This window comes from Micromonospora sp. NPDC048930 (assembly GCF_043197935.1).
Taxonomy (GTDB): Bacteria; Actinomycetota; Actinomycetes; order Mycobacteriales; family Micromonosporaceae; genus Micromonospora.
Genome location: NZ_JBICUB010000022.1, coordinates 1 through 23,837 on the forward strand (window position 1 = coordinate 1; position 23,837 = coordinate 23,837).

Annotated in this window: 23 protein-coding genes; 5 read left to right on the forward strand and 18 right to left on the reverse strand. The window is 75.1% G+C overall.

Annotated features, from left to right (window positions below; genetic code table 11):
* Positions 1 to 190: 190 nt before the first annotated feature.
* From ACGFI9_RS33790 to ACGFI9_RS33825, 8 genes are all read right to left on the reverse strand, one after another.
* Positions 191 to 544 carry a hypothetical protein gene (locus tag ACGFI9_RS33790; RefSeq protein WP_393184553.1) on the reverse strand — a complete coding sequence of 118 codons (354 nt, stop codon included), beginning with the start codon at positions 542 to 544 and terminating at the stop codon, positions 191 to 193.
* A gap of 209 nt (positions 545 to 753) precedes the next feature.
* Positions 754 to 1,215 carry an SRPBCC domain-containing protein gene (locus tag ACGFI9_RS33795; RefSeq protein WP_393184555.1) on the reverse strand — a complete coding sequence of 154 codons (462 nt, stop codon included), beginning with the start codon at positions 1,213 to 1,215 and terminating at the stop codon, positions 754 to 756.
* On the reverse strand, positions 1,212 to 1,565 hold the full coding sequence (locus ACGFI9_RS33800; RefSeq protein ID WP_393184557.1) for an ArsR/SmtB family transcription factor: 354 nt from the start codon (positions 1,563 to 1,565) through the stop codon (positions 1,212 to 1,214). Before ACGFI9_RS33800 ends, ACGFI9_RS33795 begins: the two co-directional genes overlap by 4 nt.
* 74 nt (positions 1,566 to 1,639) lie before the next feature.
* Positions 1,640 to 3,124 (reverse strand): polyprenol phosphomannose-dependent alpha 1,6 mannosyltransferase MptB, encoded by a 1,485-nt coding sequence (mptB, locus tag ACGFI9_RS33805; protein ID WP_393184558.1) that lies wholly within the window; start codon positions 3,122 to 3,124, stop codon positions 1,640 to 1,642.
* A gap of 12 nt (positions 3,125 to 3,136) precedes the next feature.
* Positions 3,137 to 4,552, reverse strand: a complete 1,416-nt coding sequence (gene mptB / locus ACGFI9_RS33810; RefSeq protein ID WP_393184560.1) for a polyprenol phosphomannose-dependent alpha 1,6 mannosyltransferase MptB — start codon at positions 4,550 to 4,552, stop codon at positions 3,137 to 3,139.
* A gap of 62 nt (positions 4,553 to 4,614) precedes the next feature.
* On the reverse strand, positions 4,615 to 6,132 hold the full coding sequence (locus ACGFI9_RS33815; RefSeq protein WP_393184717.1) for a hypothetical protein: 1,518 nt from the start codon (positions 6,130 to 6,132) through the stop codon (positions 4,615 to 4,617).
* Positions 6,133 to 6,256: 124 nt separating this feature from the next.
* Complete coding sequence (locus ACGFI9_RS33820; protein WP_393184562.1) at positions 6,257 to 9,313, reverse strand: bifunctional [glutamine synthetase] adenylyltransferase/[glutamine synthetase]-adenylyl-L-tyrosine phosphorylase; 3,057 nt, start codon at positions 9,311 to 9,313, stop codon at positions 6,257 to 6,259.
* A gap of 3 nt (positions 9,314 to 9,316) precedes the next feature.
* On the reverse strand, positions 9,317 to 10,084 hold the full coding sequence (locus tag ACGFI9_RS33825) for a type 1 glutamine amidotransferase (RefSeq protein ID WP_393184563.1): 768 nt from the start codon (positions 10,082 to 10,084) through the stop codon (positions 9,317 to 9,319).
* Positions 10,085 to 10,294: 210 nt separating this feature from the next.
* On the opposite strand from ACGFI9_RS33825, the gene ACGFI9_RS33830 reads away from it, so the two are divergent.
* Positions 10,295 to 11,224 carry an LD-carboxypeptidase gene (locus ACGFI9_RS33830; RefSeq protein ID WP_393184565.1) on the forward strand — a complete coding sequence of 310 codons (930 nt, stop codon included), beginning with the start codon at positions 10,295 to 10,297 and terminating at the stop codon, positions 11,222 to 11,224.
* 6 nt (positions 11,225 to 11,230) lie between these two features.
* On the opposite strand, the gene ACGFI9_RS33835 is transcribed toward ACGFI9_RS33830, so the two are convergent.
* A complete protein-coding gene (locus tag ACGFI9_RS33835) occupies positions 11,231 to 12,115 on the reverse strand; it encodes a virginiamycin B lyase (RefSeq protein WP_393184567.1) in 885 nt (294 codons plus the stop codon).
* 181 nt (positions 12,116 to 12,296) lie between these two features.
* Here ACGFI9_RS33835 and ACGFI9_RS33840 point away from each other — a divergent pair, with 181 nt between their 5' ends.
* Entirely contained in the window at positions 12,297 to 12,758 is a 462-nt protein-coding gene (locus ACGFI9_RS33840) for a hypothetical protein (protein WP_393184569.1), read from the forward strand.
* Positions 12,759 to 12,949: 191 nt separating this feature from the next.
* Here the strand turns inward: ACGFI9_RS33840 and ACGFI9_RS33845 are convergent, their stop codons facing one another.
* From ACGFI9_RS33845 to glnA, 4 genes are all read right to left on the reverse strand, one after another.
* Positions 12,950 to 13,324 carry a VOC family protein gene (locus ACGFI9_RS33845; protein WP_393184571.1) on the reverse strand — a complete coding sequence of 125 codons (375 nt, stop codon included), beginning with the start codon at positions 13,322 to 13,324 and terminating at the stop codon, positions 12,950 to 12,952.
* A gap of 116 nt (positions 13,325 to 13,440) precedes the next feature.
* Positions 13,441 to 14,133 carry a helix-turn-helix transcriptional regulator gene (locus ACGFI9_RS33850; RefSeq protein ID WP_393184572.1) on the reverse strand — a complete coding sequence of 231 codons (693 nt, stop codon included), beginning with the start codon at positions 14,131 to 14,133 and terminating at the stop codon, positions 13,441 to 13,443.
* Between the two features lie 33 nt (positions 14,134 to 14,166).
* Complete coding sequence (locus ACGFI9_RS33855) at positions 14,167 to 14,592, reverse strand: DUF350 domain-containing protein (protein WP_393184574.1); 426 nt, start codon at positions 14,590 to 14,592, stop codon at positions 14,167 to 14,169.
* A gap of 83 nt (positions 14,593 to 14,675) precedes the next feature.
* Positions 14,676 to 16,025 carry a type I glutamate--ammonia ligase gene (gene glnA, locus ACGFI9_RS33860; RefSeq protein ID WP_393184576.1) on the reverse strand — a complete coding sequence of 450 codons (1,350 nt, stop codon included), beginning with the start codon at positions 16,023 to 16,025 and terminating at the stop codon, positions 14,676 to 14,678.
* A gap of 230 nt (positions 16,026 to 16,255) precedes the next feature.
* Between glnA and ACGFI9_RS33865 the strand changes: the two genes are divergently transcribed.
* Positions 16,256 to 18,019 carry an NAD+ synthase gene (locus ACGFI9_RS33865; protein ID WP_393184578.1) on the forward strand — a complete coding sequence of 588 codons (1,764 nt, stop codon included), beginning with the start codon at positions 16,256 to 16,258 and terminating at the stop codon, positions 18,017 to 18,019.
* A gap of 140 nt (positions 18,020 to 18,159) precedes the next feature.
* Positions 18,160 to 19,005 carry a 3-methyl-2-oxobutanoate hydroxymethyltransferase gene (panB, locus tag ACGFI9_RS33870; RefSeq protein WP_393184580.1) on the forward strand — a complete coding sequence of 282 codons (846 nt, stop codon included), beginning with the start codon at positions 18,160 to 18,162 and terminating at the stop codon, positions 19,003 to 19,005.
* A 47-nt stretch (positions 19,006 to 19,052) separates the two neighbouring features.
* On the opposite strand, the gene ACGFI9_RS33875 is transcribed toward panB, so the two are convergent.
* The 5 genes from ACGFI9_RS33875 to ACGFI9_RS33895 form a co-directional block, all read right to left on the reverse strand.
* The gene (locus tag ACGFI9_RS33875; protein ID WP_393184582.1) at positions 19,053 to 19,496 is read right to left on the reverse strand and encodes a VOC family protein; all 444 of its coding nucleotides are present in this window, start codon (positions 19,494 to 19,496) and stop codon (positions 19,053 to 19,055) included.
* 28 nt (positions 19,497 to 19,524) lie between these two features.
* Positions 19,525 to 20,223 carry an NADPH-dependent F420 reductase gene (npdG, locus tag ACGFI9_RS33880; RefSeq protein ID WP_393184584.1) on the reverse strand — a complete coding sequence of 233 codons (699 nt, stop codon included), beginning with the start codon at positions 20,221 to 20,223 and terminating at the stop codon, positions 19,525 to 19,527.
* Between the two features lie 291 nt (positions 20,224 to 20,514).
* Positions 20,515 to 22,101 (reverse strand): RNB domain-containing ribonuclease, encoded by a 1,587-nt coding sequence (locus tag ACGFI9_RS33885; RefSeq protein ID WP_393184585.1) that lies wholly within the window; start codon positions 22,099 to 22,101, stop codon positions 20,515 to 20,517.
* Between the two features lie 59 nt (positions 22,102 to 22,160).
* On the reverse strand, positions 22,161 to 22,931 hold the full coding sequence (locus tag ACGFI9_RS33890; RefSeq protein ID WP_393184587.1) for a histone: 771 nt from the start codon (positions 22,929 to 22,931) through the stop codon (positions 22,161 to 22,163).
* A 76-nt stretch (positions 22,932 to 23,007) separates the two neighbouring features.
* Positions 23,008 to 23,211, reverse strand: a complete 204-nt coding sequence (locus tag ACGFI9_RS33895; RefSeq protein ID WP_393184589.1) for a hypothetical protein — start codon at positions 23,209 to 23,211, stop codon at positions 23,008 to 23,010.
* 154 nt (positions 23,212 to 23,365) lie between these two features.
* Between ACGFI9_RS33895 and ACGFI9_RS33900 the strand changes: the two genes are divergently transcribed.
* A complete protein-coding gene (locus tag ACGFI9_RS33900) occupies positions 23,366 to 23,797 on the forward strand; it encodes a hypothetical protein (protein WP_393184591.1) in 432 nt (143 codons plus the stop codon).
* Positions 23,798 to 23,837 lie beyond the last annotated feature (40 nt).

Genomic DNA, 23,837 nt, shown 5'->3' on the forward strand with positions numbered 1-23,837 from the left:
ATCCGGCAGCCGCCGCTGGCCACCACGATGACTTCGGCACGGCGTCGCAGATACCCCACTTCGACCTCTCGGCACCATCAAGTGAAGCCACCGTGTGACGCATCAACCGGAGTCGGACAGTGCCTCAGTTCTGTGTGATCCGACAGCTGATGTGTGACGTAGCTCTGCAAGGTGATGTGCGACGGGTGGTCTAGGAAACTGAGGTAGCGATCCGCGGTCGCTGGCCTTTGATGCTACGGACTGGCTGGGTGGTGGTGCGCCGGACGACCTTGGTGTCGTCGTCGGTGAGTTCGATGGCCAGGGTCGTCTCGGAGACGGTCACGGTGACGGTCTGATGTCGGTGCAGCCGGCCGAGGGCGACCTGCTGGCCGGCGACCATGATGGTCCCGGTGTTGGAGGCCCGTCGCCGCACCCGGACGGGCTCGATCGAGGGCCGTGGCGGCGGCCCGGCAGGGCGGGTGCCTCGCAGCCGTTTCACCTGCTCGGGCCGCAGCGGGTTCTTGCGGGTGCGGAGCAGTTCGCGGGTGCCCAGGTCGTAGAACACGATGTAAGTTGATATACGGCGTACGACCTGCTCAGTGGCTTGATCGACGCCACTCCCCCAGGTCAGTCGCCACGCGCAGTTAGTTCGCCCTGTACTACGACTGCTGAGCGGTCGACGACACACGGTCCACCAGCACCGGCCGGGCCGGCTCCGCGACAGCGGGGCCGGCCCGGCCGGTTTCCGTGCACGGCGGGCGGGGCGGGCGTCGCTCAGCGGGCGAGCAGGGCGTCCAGCTTGGTGAACGAGGTGCCCCAGCCCTCCTCGGCGCCCGCCTGGACGGCCGTGGGGAACGGGCCTTGGCGCAGCACCAGCCGGGTCTTGCCGCCGGGCTCCTCGTGGAACTCCAACCGCAGGGTCACCCGGGTGCCGTCGGGCAGGCCGGGGAAGCCCTTGGCCTCTTCGTAGCCGACCAGCAGTTCGTTCTCGACGACCTCGGTGAAGGTGCCGTCGGCCGGGGAGGTCATGCTCGGATCGGCGTCGTTGACCATGGTGAAGCGCTGGTGCCCGCCGACCCGGACGTCGATGCTGACGCTCTCCCGGGGCACCGACCAGCCCACCGGGCCGAACCACTGGGCCAGCTGGTCCGGGTCGGTGAAGGCCCGGTAGACCAGCTCGCGCGGGGCGTCGAAGACGCGGGTGATGACGAGTTCCTGCATCGTGGCCTCGGTCATGGTGTTTCCCTCTCTCGTGTCTCCTGCTCGGCCCGCATCCGCTTGAGGTGCGCGTCGAGCCGGTCGAAGTTGGTGTCCCAGAACTGCCGGTAGCGCTCCATCCAGCTGGTGGCCTCGCGCAGCGGTTCGGGGTTGAGGCTGCTGGAGCGCCACTGGGCGGTCCGTGAACGGGTGATCAGCCCGGCCTGCTCCAGCACCTTCAGGTGGCGGGAGATCGCCGGGAGGCTGATCTCGAACGGCTCGGCCAGCTCGCTGACGGTGGCGTCCCCCTCGGCCAGCCGGGCGAGGATCGCCCGGCGGGTCGGGTCGGCCAGCGCCGCGAAGATGACGCTGAGTCGGTCGGTCGCCACTACTTAACCACCTCGTTAATTAGCCGATGCGTTAAATGTAGAGGTCGAGGCAGGGTCGGTCAAGGAGAACGGGATCAGTGGGCGCGCCGCGCCCGGATCGCCCAGGCCACCAGCACCACGAGGAGCGCGGTCATCAGGATCGCCCCGGGCGCCTTGGTGAACCGGGCCAGGTTCGTGCCGTCGGGCAGGACGAGCAGCGCGGCCACCGCGCAGGGCGCCACGAACCACACCGTCCGGGCCGGCGACCGGGTCGCCACCGCCAGCAGCGCGAGGGGCCAGACCGCGTACCAGGGGTGGAAGACCGGGGCCAGCAGCACCGTGGCGGCCAGCGCCAGGCCCGCGCCGGTCAGCGCCACCCGGGGCCGGGCCGCCGCCAGCCGCACCACCCGCTGCCGGGCGTCGTTCAGCCGGCGCAGCGCCGTCCAGGCCCACCACCAGAGCCCCACCACCAGCGCCGCGAGCAGCACCAGGGCCACCAGCCGGGCGACCGGCACGGCGTGCGGCTCCCGGCCGGCCAGCGCACCCGCGTAGTCGACCACGAACCCCACCGCGGTCGGCGGCGACGTCCACTGCTCGGAGTCGCCGCTGCGCGCCAGGCCAGCCACCCAGCCCAGCCCGAGCCCGGTGACCAGGGAGCAGCCCAGCACCGCGGCCAGCACGCCGCCGGCCAGCCAGCCGGTGTCGCGCAGCAGCGCCCGCCAGGTGTACCGGCCGAGCACCGCCGCGAGCGCGGCGAACGGGAGCACCACCACGGCGACCGCCTTCACCGCGACCGCCAGGCCCAGCAGCACCCCGGCCACCACCAGGGCCCGCGGCATACCCGGCTTGCGGACCAGCACCAGCAGCCCGAACAGCACCAGCCCGAGCCCGATCGCGTCGTTGTGCGCGCCGGCCGCCAGGTGCACCCCGACCAGCGGGCAGGCCAGCACCAGCCAGGCCGCCCGCCGGGTCGGCACGCCCACGGCCCGGGCCAGCCCGGGCAGGCAGAGCGCGGCCAGCAGCAGCCCGGCCACGGCGACCACCCGCAGCAGCACGAGCGCCCCGACCAGGCCGCCGCCGGCCAGCACCGCCAGGCCCGCCAGCAGGACGAAGAACGGCCCGTACGGCGCCGGCGTGTCCCGCCAGATCGGCGACACCGCGTCCGTCCACGGACAGCCGGCGGCCGCCACCCCCACCCGGTACGGATCCGCGCCGTGCGTCCAGGACCAGCCCTGGCAGACGTACGAGTAGACGTCCCGGCTACCCAGCGGCGGCGCGCACAGCAGCGGCAGCGACCACAGCCCGGCGGTCAGGTACGCCCACCGGGTCGACGGGGCGCCCCAGCGCAGCGACCACCACGCGCCGACCAGCAGCAGCGTGCCGACCAGCCAGCAACCGAGGACCCCGGGCCCGTGCGGGGCGCGCCAGACGTCGGCGAGGCGGGTGACGAGCGGGGCGTCGGGCAGCGCGCCGCCCCACCAGCCGGCGACGGTCAGCAGCACCGCGCCGAGCAGGCCCGCGTAGCGGGCGAGCGCCGCGGCGACGGGCCGGACCGGCCCGACCGCACCCGGCTCGCTCACCGGCACCTCTCCTCAGTCGGCTGCCGCCTTGGCGGGGACCGACTTCCGCGCCGCCCGAGCCGACCGTACCAACCGGACCGTCACCACGATCACCAACAGCGTCATCAGGGGCGCGCCGGGCATCTTGGTCCACCGGGGCAGCCCGGTGCCGTCCGGCAGGATCAGGAACGACCCGACGACGGCGACCACGAGATACCACTTCTCCCGCAGGGCGGCGGTCGCGGCGAGGACGGCCAGCGGCCAGACCCAGTACCAGGGGTGCACCACCGGGGAGAGCGCCACGGTCAGGGCCAGCGCCAGCCCCGCGTGGTAGAGCGGGTCCCGGTACCGGGCCCGCCACCACAGCCAGACCAGCAGCACGGCCAGCAGCACCACGGCGATCCCCCGGGTCACCGGGAGCGCGTCGACGTGCGCGCCGAACAACACCGCGACGTAGCCGACGGTCTGGCCGACCGCGGTCGGCGGGGAGGTCCAGGCGACCGCCACCCCGCCCTGGGACAGGCCGCCGACCCAGCCGAAGTCCAGGCCGCCGCCGAAGGTCACCCCGACCACGACGGCCACGGCCCCGGCGACCACCCACCCGCCGTCGCGCACCAGCGTCCGGATCCGGTACGGCCCGACCATCGCCGCCAGCGCGGCGAACGGCACCACCACGAGGGCGGTCACCTTGATCGCCACGGCCACGCCGAGCAGCGCCCCGCCGGCCAGCAGCGGGCCGGGCCGGCCCGGCCGGGAGGCCACCAGGGCCAGCCCGGCGACCAGCGCCCCGACCATCAGGGCGTCGTTGTGCGGGCCGCCGATCAGGTGCATGGCGACCAGCGGGCAGGCCAGCGCCAGCCACACCGCCCGCGCGACCGGCACGCCGCACCGCCGGGCGAGCACCGGCACGGCGTACGCGGTGAGCGCCACGCCGGCCAGGCTGAGCAGGCGGAACACCACGATGCTGGCGGTCAGCGAGCCGGTCGCCTTGACCACCGCCCCGGCGATCAGCACGAAGAGCGGCCCGTACGGCGCCGGGGTGTCCCGCCAGATGTACGAGACGGTGTCCAGCCACGGGCAGGGCAGCGCCGAGACCCCCTGCTCGTAGGGGCTGATCCCGGCGGCGAAGCTGGCGCCCTGGCAGGCGTACGCGTAGACGTCGCGGCTGCCGAACGGCGGCGCGACCAGCATCGGCAACAGCCAGAGCGCGGCGGTGACCAGCGCCCAGCGGACCGACGGCACCCGGTCGCGCAGCGACCACCAGGCCCAGACCAGCAGCGCGGTACCGACCAGCCAGCAACCGAGGATCAACGGACCGTGCGGGCCCTGCCAGATGCCGACCGGGGTGGGGTGCAGGTTCGCGTGCGGGTACGCGCCGCCGAGGAAGGCGGACAGCGCGAGCAGCACCGAGCCCGCCAGGCCGGTCCAGCGCGAGAGGTGGTGAGACACCCCGCCATGCTGCCAGCCCGGCCGGCCGGCACCGACGGTGGGCACCGGACCGGGGCTCGTGTTCAGCAGTGGTTCGCCGCCGTCAGGCTGCTGGAGACCGAGAATTCACCCGGGGTGTCCACCCGCACCTCGGTCCAGCCGTCCGGCCCGGGCCGCAGGCACCCGTCCGCCCCGGCGAGGGAGAGCCACCGCGACCACCGGACCCGGACCGGCACGTCGCCGACCCGGTCCGCGGTGAACCGCACCCGGGCCTGGTCGGCGGCGAGCAGCCGGCCCGGGGCGCCGACCAGCGGCGTCGGGTCGACCACCGCGTACAGCCGCCAGTCCGCGTTGCGCCACACCTCCCGCAGGTAGGGCTGGCCGGCGCCGATCAGGTCGGCCTCGGCGCGGCCCCACCGGTCCGGCGGGGCGTCGGGCGCGACCGCGACGTACTGCACCGCCTCCCGGCGCAGCCAGTCCGCGTACGCGCCGGCGGTCAGCCCGTCGCCGTAGAACAGGGCGTTGCGCTCGGTGTCCACCTGCCGTTCCCAGCCCCGGGCCAGCGGCACCGTCGGCGGCAGGTACGCCGACTCCCAGTGGTCGCGCAGCGGCACCACCTCGACCCGGCCGACGGGCTGCCGCCGGGCCAGTTCGTCGGCGAGCGGACGGTGGAACGCGGCGTCGCTCTCCGCCGAGCCGGCCCGGGTCACGTCGCTGACCATCACCGGGTTCTGCCACCAGACGGTGGCCGCGAGCAGCCCGGCCAGCCACGGGCCGGGCAGCGGCGCGTACCCGGCGAGCACCGGCAGCGCGAACAGCATCGGCAGCCGCAGCGCGTTGGAGCCCACCGGGCTGGGCAGGTAGAACGCGGCGACCAGCAGCAGCACGGTGAGCGCCGCGCCGATCCGCAGCACCCGGCGCCGCCGCGGTACGACGACGAGGACCAGCACGGCCAGCGCCACGTTGATCCGCATCGACTCGGCCGAGTACGGCTGGGTGCCGCCGTTGCCGAACAGCACGGCCATCGGGGCGAGCGCGAGCGCCGGCGCGAGGCAGAGGACCAGGCTCTCGGCCACCGGGCGGTCCAGCCGCCAGCCGCCCCGCAGCGGCCGGCCCGGGCCGGCGCCCCGGCGCAGCCCGGCCAGCAGCAGCGCCGCCCCGGCCAGGCCGGTGAAGAGCCCGGCGACCGGGCTGGCCCAGGTGGCGGCCGCGGCGAGCACGGCGGCCAGGGCCAGCCGCACCGGCCGGGCCGGCCACCCGGCGCCGACCGCGCAGAGCGCGAGCAGCCCGAAGGCCAGGCCGACGGCGAAGGTGATCCGGCCGCTGGCCAGGTTGCCGACCAGCACCACCGCGCCGAGCACCCCGGCCAGCACCGGCCGGCGGGCCCGGTGCCGGAGGAAGAGCCAGCCCAGGGCGGCGGCGCCCAGCACGGCGGCCAGGACGCCCAGGGGCCGCACCCCGAGCCAGGCGCCCAGCCGGGCGGTGAACAGGCTGTAGCCGTACTGGTTGACCCCGCCGTACCAGCCGAGGTCGACCGGCGTGCCGCCGTGCCGGGCGACGAACCCGGCCCGGGCGACCTGGGCGGCCAGGTCGGTGCCCATCGGCGGGGCGAGCAGGAAGGCCACGCCGAGCAGCAGCGCCGCCGCCGGGGCCGCCAGCCAACCGGGCAGCGACCGCCGGCCGGTGCGCGGGTCGGCCGCGGACCGCCCCCGGAGGGTGGACACGTCAGGCACCGAGGACCCGCTCCATCGCCGCCCGGGACCGGCGGCCGGTGCGCAGGTATTCGTCCAGGAACTCGCCGGGGTCGTCCCGGCCGAGCAGCCGCGCCACCCCGGCAAGCTCCACCCCGTGCCGGGGCAGCTGGTCGCCGGCCCGGCCACGGACCAGCATCAGCGCGTTGCGGACCTGGGCGGCGAGGGTCCAGCCGGCGGCCATCGCGGCGGCGTCCTCCGGGTCGACCAGGCCGGCGTCCCGGGCCGCCGCGAGGGCGTCGAGCGTACGCGTGCCGCGCAGCTCGGGCCGCCGGCCGGCGTGCCGGAGCTGGAGCAGCTGCACCGCCCACTCCACGTCGGCGAGCCCGCCCCGACCCAGCTTGGTGTGGGTGGCCGGGTCGGCGCCCCGGGGCAGCCGCTCGGCCTCCACGCGGGCCTTGATCCGGCGGATCTCCACCACCTGCTCCCGGGTCAGCCCGTCGGCCGGGTAGCGGACCGGGTCGGCCATCGCCTCGAACTCGGCGCCCAGGTCGGCGTCGCCGCAGACGAACCGGGCCCGCAGCAGCGCCTGCGCCTCCCACACCTTCGACCAGCGGGCGTAGTACTGGGCGTACGCGGCCAGGCTGCGCACCAGCGGGCCCTGCCGGCCCTCCGGGCGCAGGTCGGCGTCCACCCCGAGCGGCGGGTCGGGGGCCGGCGCGGAGAGCAGCCGGCGCAGCTCCTCGGCGATGGCATGGGCGGCGGCGCTCGCCGCCCCCTCGTCCGCGCCCGGCGGCGGGTCGTAGACGAAGAGCACGTCCGCGTCGGAGAGGTAGTTCGACTCGTACCCGCCGAGCCGGCCCATGCCGATCACCGCGAAGCGCAGCCCGGGCGGCGCCGGCTGGGCGGCGCGGGCGGTCCGCAGCGCGGCGGCCAGGGTGGCGTCGGTGACGTCGGCCAACGCGGTGCCGACCGCGCTGACGTCGACCAGCGCGGGGGCCCGCCCGGCGCCGGGTTCGGCGGGGCGGGGGGTGAGCGGGGCGAGCGCGCCGGCCCGGCTGAGGACGTCGGCGCAGGCCAGCCGGACCAGCTCCCGGCGGCGCAGGGCGCGCACCGCCCGGGTGGCCTCGACCGGGTCGTCGTGCCGGGCCGCCGCCGCGGCGAAGCCCTCGCAGAGCACCTCGCGCGGGCGCGGGGTCAGCTCGCTCTCCTCGGCCAGCAGGCGCAGCGCCTCCGGCTCCCGGGCCAGCAGGTCGGCCGCGTACCGGGAGGAGGAGAGCACCCGGGCCAGCCGCCGGGCCACCGGGCCGGAGTCGCGGAGCAGCCGCAGGTACCAGGGGGTGCTGCCGAGCTTGTCGGAGACCTGCCGGTAGTTGAGCAGCCCCCGGTCCGGCTCGGGGGCGTCGGCGAACTCGCTGAGCAGCACCGGCAGCAGGGTGCGCTGGATCGCGGCGGTCCGGCTCACCCCGCCGGTGAGGGCCTGGAGGTGGCGCAGCGCCCCGGCCGGGTCGGCGAAGCCGAGGATCTCCAGCCGGTGCCGGGCCGCCTCCGGGGTGAGCCGCAGCCCCTCGGCGGGGACCCGGGCCACCGACTCCAGCAGCGGCCGGTAGAGCAGCTTGGCGTGCAGCCGGCGTACCTCGGTGGCGTGGGTGACCCACTCGGCGCGGAACTCCTCGACGGCGCTGCGGCCCGGGGTGGCCGCGTAGCCGAGCGCGGCGGCCAGCCAGCGCAGCGCGGCCGGCTCGGTCGGCACGGTGTGGGTGCGGCGCAGTCCCTGGAGCTGGAGCCGGTGCTCGACGCCGCGCAGGAAGCGGTAGCCGCGCAGCAGCGCCTCCCCGTCGGCCCGGCCGACGTAACCGCCGGCGACCAGGGCGCGCAGCGCCGGGATGGTCCCGGGCACCCGCAGCGACTCGTCGCCCCGGCCGTGCACGAGCTGGAGCAGCTGGACGGCGAACTCGATGTCGCGCAGCCCGCCCGGACCGCGCTTGATCTCGCGTTCCAGCTCCTTCGGCGGGATGTTGTCGATGATCTTCCGGCGCATCGCGCGGACGTCCTCGACCGCCTCCGGCCGCTCGGCGGCGGTCCATACCAGCGGGGAGAGCTGCGCGATCCACTCCCGGGCCAGGTCCAGGTCGCCGGCCGCCGGACGGGCCTTCAGCAGCGCCTGGAACTCCCAGGTGCGGGCCCAGCGGCGGTAGTAGGCCAGGTGGCTGGCCAGCGTCCGCACCAGCGGCCCCCGGTTGCCCTCGGGACGCAGCGCGGCGTCGACCGGCCAGGCGACCAGCCCGCAGATGTGGATCAGTCGGGTGGCCACCAGGGTCGCCGCGGCCAGGTCGTCGTCCTCGGCGGCGACGAAGATGACGTCCACGTCCGAGACGTAGTTGAGTTCGTCGCCGCCGCACTTGCCCATCGCCACCACGGCCAGCCGGGGGCGGGGCGTCCCCTCCGGCAGCTCCCCCACCGCGATGCCGTAGGCGGCGGCCAGGGTGGCGTCGGCGAGCCCGGAGAGCGCCGCCATGGTCTGCTCCAGGCCGCGCCCGCCGGTCAGGTCGGCCGCCGCGATCCGCAGCAGCGCCAGCCGGTACGCCTGCCGCAGCACAGGGATCGGGCCGGCGGTGGCGGGGCTGAACCGGGTGGCGGCGGCCAGGTCCAGCCGGCCGTCGGCCGATGGTGCGAGCCCGTCCGGGGCGGTGGCCAGCACCCGCCACTGGCCGGGGTTGGCCACCAGGTGGTCGCCGAGCGCCGAGGAGGCGCCGAGCACCGCGACCAGGCGGCGGCGCAGCCCCGGGTCGTCGGACAGGGCGTCGAGCAGGGTCTCCTTCTCCGGCGGTGCGGACGCGTCGCCGCCCCGCCCCGCCCCGGCGGCCCGGCGTTCGGCCTCGACGAGGCGGTGCAGCTGCCGCAGGGCCAGGTCCGGATCGGCGGCCCGGGAGAGCGCGGTGAGCAGGTCCCCGGCCGGCTCGTCGGTGGGCTCCTGGGTGTCCGGCCGCCACAGCCCCAGCCCATCCGGCCCGAGCAGGTCGGCGGCGCGCCCGCCGTCGCCCTCGGCGAAGCCGTACCGGGCGAGGCGTCCCCTGGTCGGTCGGGTCATCACTCAGTGCCCGAGCAGCGGCAGGCTGCGGCGGGTGGTGTCGTCGTCGAGCTCGCCGAGGGCGAGGGCGGCGAACCGAAGGGCGAACGGCTGCCAGACCTCCTCCACGTCGACCATCACCCGCTCGCAGGCGGCCACCACCAGCTCCGGGTCGTAGCCCAGCTCGGCGAGCTGGGTCGAGTCGCGGGCCCAGTCGGCGATCATGGCGGTGTCGCACTCGATGTGGAACTGCAGCCCCCAGGCCCGGTCGCCGAGGCGGAACGCCTGGTGCGGGTAGCGGGTGGAGGCGGCGAGCAGGGTGGCCCCGTGCGGCAGTTCGGTGATCTCGTCGGAGTGCCACTGGAACACGTCCGGCATCAGCGGCACGTACCGGAAGAGCGGGTCGGTGTCGGCGGCGTCCCGCTTGCCGACCACGGTCGGCCCGATCTCGGGCCCGGACGGGCTGCGCTCGACCTGGCCGGCGTGCGCGGCGGCCAGCAGCTGCGCGCCGAGGCAGATCGCGAGGGTGGGGACCCGCTGCCGCACGGCCTTGCGCAGCAGCCCCTCCAGGGCGGGGAACCAGGGCGCGCCGGGACTGCCGTCGGGCAGCGGGTACGCCTGCTGCTCGCCGCCGAGGACCACCAGCGCGGTGTACCCCTCCAGGTCGGCGGGGAGCTCGTCACCGGCGTGCGGGCGCAGCACCCGCAGCTCGAGCCCTCCCTCGGTCAGCCACTTCCCCAGCCGGCGGAGGTCGTCGGTCGGGTCGTTCTCGATCACCAGCGCGGTCGCCACGACGTCGAGGCTATCCGGTACGCCCGACGACCCCCGGTCCGGCTCGGCGCGCCGCCCGCGTCGGGTGCGGCGCGGGGCCCGGGTCCGGCCCGGCGGGGGTCCGGATCCGACTCGCCGCTCGGGTCCGGCCCGACGGCGGGGTCCGGCCCGGCGCGGCGCCCGGTCCGGTGCCCGGCGGGGGCGGGATGATCGCCGACTAGGCTCCGGCACGTGGCCACCGACGACTGCCTGCGTGCCCCCGTCCTGCGTCCCGGCGACACGGTGATGCTGGTCTCGCCCTCCGGCCCGACCCGGCCGGAACGGGTCGCCCGCGGCATCGAGCTGCTGACCGGCTGGGGGCTGCGCCCGGTCCTGGCGCCGCACGCGTACGCCCGCCAGGGCTACCTGGCCGGCGGGGACGAGCTGCGTGCCGCCGACCTGAACACCGCCTTCGCCGACCCCGAGGTACGCGGGGTGATCTGCACCCGGGGCGGCTACGGCGCGCAGCGGGTGGTGGACCTGATCGACATGGCCGCGGTACGCCGCGACCCGAAGGTGGTGGCCGGCTTCTCCGACATCACCGCGTTGCAGTTCGCGCTCTGGCGGGGCGCCCGGCTGGCCAGCGTGCACGGGCCGGGGGCGGCCTGGCTGGACGACCGGACCCCGCCCCGCTCGGCGGAGTCGCTGCACGCCGCGCTGATGACCACCGAGCCGGTGACCGTCGAGGCGGTGAAGGAGGAGGAGACGTACCCGGTCCGGGTGCCCGGCCGGGCCGAGGGCCGGCTGCTCGGCGGCAATCTCTGCCTGATCACGGCGTCGATCGGCACGCCGGACATGCCGGACCTGACCGGGGCGATCCTGCTGGTGGAGGAGGTGCAGGAGCCCCCGTACAAGATCGACCGGATGCTCACCCACCTGCGCCGCTGCGGGGCCCTGGACGGGATCGCCGGGGTGGCGGTGGGCCAGTTCACCGAGTGCGCGGACGGCTGGGACACCACGGTCGACGACGTGCTCACCGAACGCCTGGGCGACCTGGGCGTCCCGGTCCTCGGCGGCCTGCCGATCGGCCACGGCGTCGGCCAGCTCACCGTCCCCGTCGGCACCCCCGCCCTCCTCGACGCCGACACCGGCACCCTCACGGTCACCCCCGCCGTCCACTGACCCGCGTCACGGGATCAGGTGGGCCACCGCGCCGATCTCCAGGGCGATCCAGACGGAGCCGTCGGGGGTGACCGTCAGGCCGTGCGGCTCCGAGTGGGGGGTGGGCAGGTCGTACGCGCTGATCCGGCCGGTGGGGTCGAGGTGGCCGATCCGGTTGGCGCCCCACTCGGTGAACCAGCAGCCGCCGGCCGGGTCCGCCGCGATCGCGTGCGGCCGGGCGGTCCGGTCCGGCAGCGGGAACTCCTCGATCGCCCCGTCGGGCGTGATCCGGCCGAGCTGACCGGCGGCGATCTCCACGAACCAGAGCGCCCCGTCCCCGCCGCGGGTGATGCCCACCGGGCCGGCGGCGTCGGTGGGTAGGGCGTGCAGCGTGACCTGGCCGTCCAGAGCGACCCGGGCGATCGCGTTCGCCTGGTTGAGGGTGAGCCAGAGGGCGCCGTCCGGCCCGCTGGCCAGCATCGACGCGAAGCCCTTGGCGACCGGCAGCGGGAAGGTGGTGACCGTCCCGTCGACGGTGACCCGGCCGACGGTGTCGTCGCCCATCCCCGCGTACCAGAGGGCGTCGTCGGGGCCGACGGCGAGACCGCACGGGGCGGTCCCCGGCGGGAGCGCGACGGAACTGGTCTCACCGTCGACGGTGATCCGGCCGAGCCGGTGGTCGCCGGAGCGGGTGTACCAGAGCGCGCCGTCCGGGCCGGCGGTGATGATCAGCGGCCGGCTCTCCGCCGGGTCCGCGAGGTAGGAGCGCACCTCGCCGTCCCGGGTGACCCGGGCGACGCCGCCGGTACCGGCCAGCGTCACCCAGAGCGCGCCGTCGGGGCCCAGGGTGATCCCGTACGGTCCGGCGCCCGGCCCGGTGACGGGGATGTCGCGGATGGAGGGGTTGGTCATGCGGCTTCGCCTTCCGTCGGTGACCGCCCCACCCTCCCGGCCACCGCACGCCGCCGCAACCGGTTTGTCCCGGTTCTCGGGGGTGATTGCCAGCGCGCTGACAGGTTCGCCACGGCTCATCCCCAGCTTCGGCGCTCACTGTCGGTGACGTCATCGCACCACCACCGAATTGGAGAACCGCATGATCCGCAAGATGTCGAGGAAGCACCTGCTGGCCGGCCTGGCCGCCGCCGGGGTGCTCGGCGTCGGGATCGCCGCCCCGACGGTGGCGCTCGCCGACGACAAGAGCCCCAGCCCGAGCGCCAGCACGAGCACCGACCAGGGCAAGGACCGGCAGCAGCAGCGCGCCGACCGGCAGCAGGAGTTCGCCGAGGCCCTCGCCAAGGAACTGGGCGTCTCGACCGACAAGGTCACCGCGGCGCTGGAGAAGCTCCGCGAGCAGCACCAGGGCGACCGCCCGCAGCGGCCGTCCACCGAGGACCGGCAGGCCATGCTGAAGGAGCGACTGGACCAGGCCGTCAAGGACGGCAAGCTCACCCAGGAGCAGGCCGACGCGGTGCTGAAGGCCGCCGAGGCCGGGGTGTTCCCGGGCCCGGGCGGTCGCGGCCACCACGGCGGCTGGACCGGTACGACCGACAAGTGACCCGGGTGGCCCCGCCGTCTCCTCACCGGCCGAATTCCCTCCCGGTCGGCACCTTCTCCGGCGGGGCCACCCCCTGACACGGGCGGGCGTCCGCCCCGGCGGCGCTGCCGGGGCGAACGCCCGCCCGTTCAGCTTCGGGTGCGTTTGTTGTCGTCGGGGCGACCACAAACGCACCCGACGCTCGGGCCGGCTCAGGCCGCGGCGCGCGGCGGGGTGAAGACGCCGAGGTGGTTCCCGGACGGGTCGAGCAGGTGCGCGAAGACCAGCCCGCTCGGCGTGGTGCGCAGCGGCACCAGCACCTTGCCGCCGGACGCCTCCGCCCGGCGGCAGGTCTCCGCCACGTCGGCCACCTCGGCGTAGAAGATCGCGTAGTTCGGGGAGTCTCCGTTCGTGGCCCGGATCGCGCCCCCGATCCCCTGCTCCCCACCGGCCGCCGTCTGCCGGTACGACGCACCCGGCCCGCCCTGCTCCTCGAAGGTCCAGCCGAACAGGTCGGCGTAGAAGCGCTCGACCTCCTCCGGCCGGTCGGAGCCGATCTCGAACCAGGTGACGGGCGTGCTGGACATGGTGCCTCCTGTCGTCGCGCCGGCCGGTCGGCCGGCGTCGTCAGGAGTCAGCCTCGACGACCTCCGCGACAGCGTCCTGTCGGTGTTTTCCGGCCCCGCACAAATCGGTGTCGAGTTCAGACCAGGGTGAGCGGGCGCACCCGCTCGTGCGGGATGTCGAGGTCGCCGGGGCGCAGCTCCCGGGTCACCGCCTCGGCCAGCGGGCGCACCGACACGATCCGGTCGGTGCGGAAGCAGCGCAGCCCGTCCCGCAGCCGGCACCAGGCGACCAGGTACCAGTGCGTCCGGTTGCCCAGGTACGCCAGCGGCTCCACGTCGCGCATCGAGTCCGCCCCGGCGCGGTCCGCGTACCGCAGGCGCAGCACGCGCCGCGCGGCGACCGCGTCGGCGACGGCGGCCGGGACGGGCGTGGGCGGCCCGCCGCCGATCAACCGCACCCGGCCGGCGAGGCGGTGCGCCTCGGCCACGTCGGCGGCCGGCATCACCGCGACCAGCTTGCGCAGCGCCGCCCCGGCGGCCGCGGCGAACGGCGTGCCGTTCAGGCGGTGCAGCGCCACGGCCATCGCCACCGCCTCCGTGGGGCTGAGGTTGACCGGGGGCAGGGTCCGCGCCCGGTCGATCACGTACCCGCCGGTGCGGCCCGGCTCGGCCCAGATCGGCACCCCGGCGGCCTGGAGCGCGGCGATGTCCCGCTCGACGGTCCGCGCGCTGACCTCGAAGCGCTGGGCCAGCCAGCGGGCGCTGCGCGGGCGCGGCGACACCGCCCGCAGTTCCTCCACCAGGGCGTAGAGACGGTCGGTGCGATTCACGCCCCGGACGCTATGCCCGGGGTACGACAGGGCTCAGGCGATGCAGGCGCAGACGATCAGCGCGGCGCCGAAGTGGGTGGCGGCGCTGACCCGGGCCGCCGGGTGCGGCTCGTCGGCACAGATGATCTCGCCGAGCCGGCCGGGGGTGAGCAGGTCGAGCACGAAGAAAGCCAGCGCCATGATGGCCAGCCCGATCAGCCCGAAGATGACCGTCGAGGCGAGACCCTTGGTGAAGGAGGTGTAGCTGGTCAGGATCGCGGTGAAGACGATCGCGGCGATGCCGAGCTGGTTGGCGGCGAGCAGCAGCGCGGCGTTGCCGTTGCGGCGCACCCAGATCAGCTCCCGCAGCCTGCCCGGGGTGAGCAGGTCGACCAGCAGGAAACCGGCGGCCATCAGCGCCACCCCGACGACCCCGAACACGATGCTCTGCCAGGCCCCGCTGAGCAGATCCTCCAGCACCGACGCCTCCCCCGGCTCGTTCCGCCCGACGAGGGGTGCCGGGCGCGGTGCCGCAGACGATAGCGGCCCCGCGCCACGTCGATCTAGAGCGAAAGGTAGCGCTGCCGCTCGTACGGGGTGACCTCGCGGCGGTACTGCTCCCACTCGGCCCGCTTGTTGCGCAGGAAGAAGTCGAAAACGTGCTCGCCGAGGACCTCGGCGACCAGCTCCGAGCCGGCCATCACGTCGATCGCCTCGGCCAGGTTCTCCGGCAGCGCCTCGTACCCCATGGCCCGGCGCTCGGCGCTGCTCAGCGACCAGACGTCGTCCTCGGCGCCCGGGGGCAGCTCGTACCCCTCCTCGATGCCCTTGAGGCCGGCGCCAAGCATGACCGCGAAGGCCAGGTACGGGTTGGTCGCCGAGTCCAGCGAGCGGACCTCCACCCGGGCCGAGTTCGGCTTGCCGTACGCCGGCACCCGGACCAGCGCGGACCGGTTCAGGTGACCCCAGCAGACGTACGCCGGGCTCTCGGTGATCCGGTCCGGCAGGGCCTGCGGGAAGAGCCGCTTGTACGAGTTGACCCACTGGTTGGTGACCGCCGTGTATTCCCGGGCGTGGGTGAGCAGCCCCGCGATGAACGACTTGGCCACCTTGGAGAGCTTCATCGGGTCGCCGGCGTCGTGGAACGCGTTGCGCTCCCCCTCGAACAGCGACAGGTGGGTGTGCATGCCGTTGCCCGGCTGATCGGTGAACGGCTTCGGCATGAAGCTGGCCTGCACCCCCGTGGAGAGCGCCACCTCCTTCACCACGTGCCGGAAGGTCATGATGTTGTCGGCGGTGGTCAGCGCGTCGGCGTAGCGCAGGTCGATCTCCTGCTGGCCCGGGGCCACCTCGTGGTGGCTGAACTCCACCGAGATCCCGATCCGCTCCAGCGCCAGCACGGCCTGGCGGCGGAAGTCCCGGGCCACCGCGTGGGTGGTGTGCTCGAAGTAGCCGCCGGTGTCCACCGGGGTCGGCACCGAACCGTCCTGCGGCCCGTTCTCCAGCAGGAAGAACTCGATCTCGGGGTGGGTGTAGAAGGTGAAGCCCTTCTCGGCCGCCTTGGAGAGGGCCCGGCGCAGGACGTGCCGCGGGTCGGCCCAGGACGGGCTGCCGTCGGGCAGGAGGATGTCGCAGAACATCCGGGCGCTCTCGCCGCTGACCCCGCCCTCGAAGGGGAAGACCTGGAAGGTGGTCGGGTCGGGCATGGCCACCATGTCGGACTCGAAGACCCGGGCGAAGCCCTCGATCGCCGAGCCGTCGAAGCCGATGCCCTCCTCGAAGGCCGCCTCCAGCTCCGCGGGGGCCACCGACACGCTCTTGAGGGTGCCGAGCACGTCGGTGAACCACAGCCGGACGAACCGGATGTCCCGCTCTTCCAGCGTACGGAGGACGAACTCCTGCTGACGGTCCACTTCCACCCCTCGTCGCACGTACGTCCGGTGCCGGTCCGGCCGGTCCGGCCTGACCGCCCAGTCTCCACCGGTCTCGTTACGCCGACGTTACGCGACCCGCCCGGCGGGCGTCCCCCCGTGTCCCGCCCCGAAGGACGCCGTCCGAGCCGCCGGCCCGCCGCCCGACGGGGTGTCCGGGGTCTCCCGCGTCCGGCCCGGTTGGCACCGTCCCGCTGGGGCAAGATGAGGACATGCCCACCCTGCGTCTCGCCCTGTGCCAGGTCAATCCCACCGTCGGCGACATCGACGGCAACGCCGGCCTGGTCCGCGCCTGGGCCCGCAAGGCCGCCGACGCCGGTGCCCAGCTCGCGCTGTTCCCGGAGATGATGCTGACCGGCTACCCGGTCGAGGACCTGGTCTTCCGCCGGTCCTTCGTGGCCGCGTCCAAGGCCGCGCTGCAGCGGCTCGCCGCCGACCTGGCCGCCGACGGGCTGGGCGATCTGCCGGTCGTGGTCGGCTACCTGGACGCGGACGGCCCGCCGCAGGTCAGCGGCGACGCCCAGCCGGGCCGGGGCGCCCGCAACGCCTCCGCGCTGCTGCACCGGGGCGGGATCGCGGCCACCTACTTCAAGCACCACCTGCCCAACTACGGGGTCTTCGACGAGGACCGCTACTTCGTCTCCGGCAACACCCTGAGCGTGGTGCGGATCGGCGGGGTGGACGTCGCGCTGACCATCTGCGAGGACCTCTGGCAGGCCGGCGGCCCGTTCGCGGTGGCCCGGCAGGCCGGTGTCGGGCTGGTGGTCAACATCAACGGCTCGCCGTACGAGCTGAACAAGGACGACATCCGGCTGCCGCTGGTCCGCCGCCGGGCCGCCGAGGCCGGCGCGGCCGTCGCGTACGTGAACATGATCGGCGGCCAGGACGAGCTGGTCTTCGACGGCGACTCGATGATCGTCGGCGCGGACGGCACGCTGCTCGCCCGGGCGCCGCAGTTCGTCGAGCACCTGCTGGTGCACGACGTGGAGCTGCCGCAGGCGTTGGAGCAGGTCGACGTCGAGGAGGAGCTGGCCGACGGGATGCGGGTGGTCCGGACCAGGGTCAGCGACATCCTCACGCCGGCCCCCACCGGCGAGGTCGCGCGCGGCGGGATCATCGAGCCGGTCGCCGACGAGGCCGAGGTGTGGCAGGCACTGGTGCTGGGCCTGCGCGACTACGTCAACAAGAACCGCTTCCCGTCGGTGGTGCTCGGCCTCTCCGGCGGCATCGACTCGGCGGTCTCGGCGGCCATCGCGGTGGACGCGCTCGGTCCGGACCGGGTGGTCGGCGTCTCGCTGCCCAGCCAGCACTCCTCCGAGCACTCCCGGGCCGACGCCGAGGATCTGGCCAAGCGGACCGGCCTGGACTACCGGATCGAGCCGATCCAGCCCATGGTGGACGCCTTCCTGGCCAACATGTCGCTCTCCGGGGTGACGGTGGAGAACCTCCAGGCCCGGGTCCGCGGGGTGATCCTGATGGCGCTGTCGAACCAGGAGGGCCACCTGGTCCTCACCACCGGCAACAAGAGCGAGCTGGCGGTGGGCTACTCCACCCTGTACGGCGACTCGGTGGGTGGCTACAACCCGGTGAAGGACGTCTGGAAGACGCTGATCTGGCGGCTGGCCAAGTGGCGCAACGCGGACGCCGAGCGCCGGGGCGAGACCCCGCCGATCCCGGAGAGCTCGATCGGCAAGCCCCCGTCGGCCGAGCTGAGCCCCGGTCAGCTCGACAGCGACACCCTGCCGGACTACGCCGTCCTCGACCCGATCCTGATCGGCTACGTCGACGGCGACCTGGGCCGGGACGGGCTGATCGAGTCCGGCCACGACCCGGAGGTGGTGGACCGGGTGCTGCGGATGGTGGATACCGCGGAGTACAAGCGCCGGCAGTCCGCGCCCGGCACGAAGATCTCGCACAAGGCGTTCGGGCGGGACCGCCGGCTGCCGATCACCAACCGCTGGCGCGAGCACGGCTGAGCGGCGCTCGTCCCCGGCGCGCGAACCGCGGGCCGGGGAGTGAATTCCTCCACTCCGCCCTGCCGCCGCCCGGTCGTCCGGTGCGACGATCGCGGCGGAACCCGGGGACCGCGAGCGCGGCCTCGAGGAAGGAGAGAGTCATGGTGGAGTCCACCCCGACCGAGGTGACCGCCCTCTACGGCGGGCCGGCCACCCGACGGGTCCGTACCCGCGACCTGCTGGCCGCCAAGGAGCGCGGCGAGCGCTGGGCGATGCTCACCTCGTACGACCAGTACACCGCCTCGATCTTCGACCAGGCGGGGATCCCGGTGCTGCTGGTCGGCGACTCGGCGGCGAACAACGTCTTCGGCTACGAGACCACCCTGCCGGTGACCGCCGAGGAGCTGCTGCCGCTGGTCCGCGCGGTGGTCCGGGCGACCCGGCAGTCACTGATCGTCGGCGACCTGCCCTTCGGCTCGTACGAGGAGGGGCCGACGCAGGCGCTGCGGACCGCGGTGCGGTTCATGAAGGAGGGCGGTTGCCACGCGGTGAAGCTGGAGGGCGGCCGGCGCTGCGCCGCCCAGATCGAGGCGATCGTCGGGGCCGGCATCCCGGTGATGGCGCACATCGGCTTCACCCCGCAGAGCGAGCACACGCTGGGCGGCTACCGGGTGCAGGGCCGGGGCGACACCGCCGAGGAGGTGATCGCCGACGCCCGGGCGGTCGCCGACGCGGGCGCCTTCGCGGTGGTGCTGGAGATGGTCCCCGGTGAGGTGGCCAAGCGGATCACCGCCGAGCTGCGGATCCCCACCGTGGGCATCGGCGCCGGCCCGGACACCGACGCCCAGGTGCTGGTCTGGCAGGACATGGCCGGCCTGCGCACCGGCAAGGCCCCGCGCTTCGTCAAGCGGTACGCCGACCTGGCCGGCGCGCTCACCGACGCCACCCGCCGCTACGCCGACGAGGTCCGCGGCGGCCAGTTCCCCGCCGCCGAGCACACCTTCTGACCGGTACGCCGGGCGGTGCGGCTTCCGGGCCGCACCGCCCGCACCGGTCAGACCACGCAGAACTCATTGCCCTCCGGGTCGGCGAGCTGCACCGCGTAGTGCTCGTTCTCCGGGTCGTCCGTCCGGCCGAGCACCGTGGCGCCCAGCCCCGTCAGCCGCGCCACCTCGGCGTCGACGCTCGCCCGGCGCCGGGGCAGCGGCACCGCGCGTCCGCCACCGACCTTCAGGTCGATGTGCAGCCGGTTCTTGACCGACTTCGGCTCGGGGACCGGCTGGAACCAGATCCGCGGCCCAGCACCGGCCGGGTCCTCCAGGCGGTCCACGCAGTCGCCCTCGCCGAGCTCCTCGGCCGGGATGCCGAGTGAGAGGTACCACTCCCGCCAGGTGGTGTGCCCGGCCGGCGGTGGCTGCGGACGGTATCGCAGGGCCTCCGCCCAGAACGCGACGAGCCGCGAGGGCTCCCGACAGTCGATCACCAGTTGCCACTCCATGCGGCGATGGTGCCGCACGGGTACGACGTCACAGGTCGGTGACCCGGATGCCGGCGTGCGCCTTGTAGCGCTTGTTGATCGCGATGAGGTTGGCGGTGAACGCCTCGATCTGGTGGGCGTTGCGCAGCCGGCCGGCGTAGATGCCCCGCATGCCGGGGATCCGCGCGGCCAGTGCGGCGACCACCCCGACCAGTTCCCGGTCCTCGGTGCAGATCAGCACGTCGAGGTCGATCCGGTCGATCTCCGGGTCGGCCAGCAGCGGCGCGGAGACGTGGTTGAACGCGGCGCAGACCCGGGACTCGGGCAGCAGCCCGGCGGCCTGCTGGACGGCGCTGCCCTCGGGCACGGCCAGCGCGTACGGGCCCTGCTTGTCGAAGCCGAGCGGGTTGACGCAGTCGACCACGATCTTGCCGGCGAGCGGACCGGCGAGGGCGGCGACCGTGGCGGCGTGCCCGTCCCACGGCACCGCGATGACCACCACGTCGCTGCGGCGGGCGACCTCCTCGTTGTCCGCGCCGGACACCTCGGTGCCGGTCGGCACGCCGGGCAGCGCGGCGATCTCCGCGGCGGCCTGCGCCGCCCGGTCGGCCGAGCGGGACCCGATCAGCACGGTCTGCCCGGCCCGCGCGAACCGGTAGGCGAGACCCCGCCCCTGGTCCCCGGTGCCACCGATGATGCCGACGGTCAGCCCGGAGACGTCGGGCAGCGTGGTCGCGTCGTAAGCCATGCCGCCATCCTCCCAAAGATCACCGCCCGGCATACCGGCCCGGCCCTGTGACAATCCCCGCTGCCCACCCCGCCCGCCCCGGCACCCAGGCCGCGTGGTGCCCGCCCGCCTCGACGCCCACCCGTCCGGGCCCCGCGCGCCCTGGCCCCGCGCGCCCTGGCCCCGCGCGCCCGGGGCCCGCGTCGCTTGATCGACTCGCTTCGCGGCAGGTCGGCGTATCCGCGACCCGGGGCACCCCGACCTGCCGCAAGCCGAGTGGATCGGCGGCGGCCGCGCGATCGGCCGGCCGGGTCAGGCGCGTTCGAAGAGGACCTTGCGTTCGGTGGGGTCGGCGGTGACCAGGCGGACCGCGACGCGCTCGCCGAGCGGCAGCTCACCGAGGCACCGGGCGCGGACCGGCGGTTCGTCCAGGGCGACCGTGCCGCCCGGTGGCCGGCCCGGCCGGCCGCCGCTGTGGTTGCCGGCCGGGCGCCCCGCGCCGCCGGCACCGTTCCCGCCCGAGCCGTCCGGGCTCGCCTCACCGTCCCCGCCGGGCCCGACGCCGCTTCCGGCCGGCCGGTCCGGGACCGCGTCGGCGTGCCCGGGCTGCCGGGGCACCTCGGCGGCCGGCCGGGGCACGTCCACGTCCAGCACCGCCGCCTCGAAGGTCTCCCCCACGCGGTGGGACAGCAGCACCGCCTCGGCCAGCTCGATCGCCCCCCGGGTGGCCGCCGACGCGGTCCGGTCGGTGGTCGCCATCACCTCCGACAGCTTCGGCAGCGCGGCACGGGCCCACTCCGGCACCTCGCGGCCCTCGTACAGGGCCAGGCAGACCTCGGTCGCGTACCGGTCGGCGAGCCGGCGCAGCGGGGCGGTCACGTGGGCGTACGCGGCGGCCACCCCGCCGTGCTCCGGCTGCTCCGGCAGCTCGCCGTCGAAGGCGGTGTACGCGGCGCCGCGCATCAGCTCGGCCGCCTGGTCGATGAAGGCCGCCGCCCGGGCCTGGGACGAATCCAGCCCGGCCAGCACCTCGCCGACCGACATCCCCGCCGGCCAGTGCACGCCCAGCGGGCCGGCGGCCAGCCGCAGCCGCTCCACCGCCTCCGGCTTCGGCGCCGGCATCGTCCGCAGCAGCCCGATCCGGCCGGCGAGCATGATGTCGGCGGCGGCCATCCCGGTCAGCAGGGAGATCTGCGCGTTGTGGTCCTCCATCGGGCCGGGCCCGCGCAGCACCAGCCGCCAGCCGTCGCCGTCGGGCTCCACGTCCTGCTCGGGCAGCGGCAGGTTGATCGCGCCCCGGCGCAGGCCGCGGGCGGTGAGCAGGGCGCCGATCTCGGGCAGCAGGGCGATCGGCTCGGGCAGCCGGCCGGCGTCGGCGGCGAGCTGCACGCCCACGTAGTCGAGCTTGGCCCGGCTGCGCACCCGGGCACGTTCCAGCGCGACGCCGACCGTGGCGCCGTCGGCGTCGAGGTCGATGGTCCAGAGCACCGCCGCCCGGTCGGCGTCCGGCAGCAGGCTGGCCGCGCCCTCGCTGAGCGTGTGCGGGTGCAGCGGCACGTTGCCGTCGGGCAGGTAGACGGTCTGCCCGCGGCGCCAGGTCTCCTCCTCCAGCGCCCCGCCGGGGCGTACGTGGGTGGCGACGTCGGCGATCGCGTACCGGACCCGGAACCCGCCACCGGGACGGCGGCTGAGGTGCATCGCCTGGTCGAGGTCGCGCGAGGCCGCCGGGTCGACCGTGACGAACGGGACGTCGGTGCGGTCGGCCACGGTGGGCAGCGGCGCGGCGGCCGCCTCGTCGGCCTCGCGCTGCGCCGCGGCCGGGAAGCTCTCGGGCAGTCCCAGCTCACGGCGCAGCGCGCCGAAGTCGATGCGGGGCGCCAGTACGCGTCGGATCACCACGCGGTCAATCCTGACAGCGTCGCGCGTGATCCGCTCCCCGTGAACGGCTGGTGTTCGCGTCAGGCGCCGGCCCGCCGCGCGGTGCCGCGGGCCGGCGCCTTCTTGGCGGTCGTGGTCTTCCTGGCCGGGGCCTTCTTGGCCGCGGTGGTCTTCTTCGCCGTGGTGGCCTTCTTCGCGGGCGCCTTCTTCGCCACCGCCTTGCGCGCGGTCGGGCGGGTCGCCGCCGTGGTCTTCTTCGCCGGGGCCTTCTTCGCGGCCGTGGTCTTCTTCGCCGCGGCGGCGGTCTTCCGGGCCGTCGGGGTCACCTTGCGGGCGGCCGTGGTCTTCTTCGCGGGCGCCTTCTTCGCCGCCGCCGTGGTCTTCTTCGCCGGAGCCTTCTTCACCGCCGCCGTGGTCTTCTTCGCCGGCGCCTTCCTCGCCGCCGCGGTGGTCTTCTTCGCCGGAGCCTTTTTCGCCGGCGCCTTCTTCGCCGGCGCCTTCTTCACCGCCGCCGTGGTCTTCTTCGCCGGCGCCTTCCTCGCCGCCGCGGTGGTCTTCTTCGCCGTCGCCTTCTTGGCGGGCGCCTTCTTGGCGGTGGTCCTCGTGGCCGGTGCCTTCTTGGCGGGCGCCTTCCGGGCCGCCGACACGACCTTCCTGGCCGCCGCCTTCTTGGCGACCGCCTTCTTCGCCGGCACCCGGCCGGCGCCGGCGCCCGAGGCGTTCGGCGACGCCTTGGTCACCGTGGCGGTCCGGGCCGTGGTCGCACCCACGGTCCGCTTCGCCGTACTGGTCTTCTTCGCGGTCGTACGTTTCGCCGCCGGGCGGGTGGTGGCCTGCTGTGCTACGGCCATCTCGGTTCCCTCCTTGGGGACGTGCTCTCGCCCTCGCGGAGCACGGATCACCTCGACGCGGGCCGTCCCGCGCCGTCTACCTGTCCTCCCCGGCCCAACGGGCGTCCTCCGCGTCCCACGCTTCGTTGCGCGCCCGCACCTGCTGCAGGGCGTTCTCCGCGTCGGCGGCTGAGGCGTACGGTCCGAGAACGTGCTTCGCGGGGCACACGTCCGCATCGGTCTCGACCCGGTGGTGTCGCGTGCACCAGTAGTAGTGCCCACCACTTCCGTTGTCGCTCATGCGATCACTGTGCACCGGGAACCGACCGGCCGCCACCGGAACGCCCGAAATAACCGCTAATGTCCTCCACAGTAGACCAGCTCCGGCGCGGTCGGGCGCGGAACCGGGAAAGACGGGGCAGCCGGGCGGCGGGTCGGTGACGGACAATCCCGGAGTGCGGTACGGGGGAGGACATTCGGCGCGGCTGCGACGCCGGCTGCTCGCCGCAACGGCGCTCCTGGCGATCGCCGCGGTGGGGGCGGCGGTGGCGCTGCCCCTCCTGCGGGACCGGTCCCAGCGCCGGCTGGAACGCCGGGCCGACCGCGAGGTGACGGCGACGGCGCTGCGTACCCGGGCCGCGCTGCTGGCCACGCCGTCCGCCCGGGAGGGCACGCTGCGCGACACCGCCGGCGCGCTGGACGGGGTCGAGGTGCTGACCGTGGAGGCCGGCGCCGCGGGGGTCCGGCTGGTCTTCCGGGTACGCGTGGCGAAGACCGCCGCGTCGGTGTTCGGCTGGCAGCGGGCCACCGCCGCCGGGTGCTTCGCGCAGGTGGTGAATCCGGCGGCCGCCCCGGCGGCGTTGGAACGGCTGCCCTGCCCGAGCTGACCGGCTCCCCCGAACGGCCGGTACCCGCGGCGGACGGTTC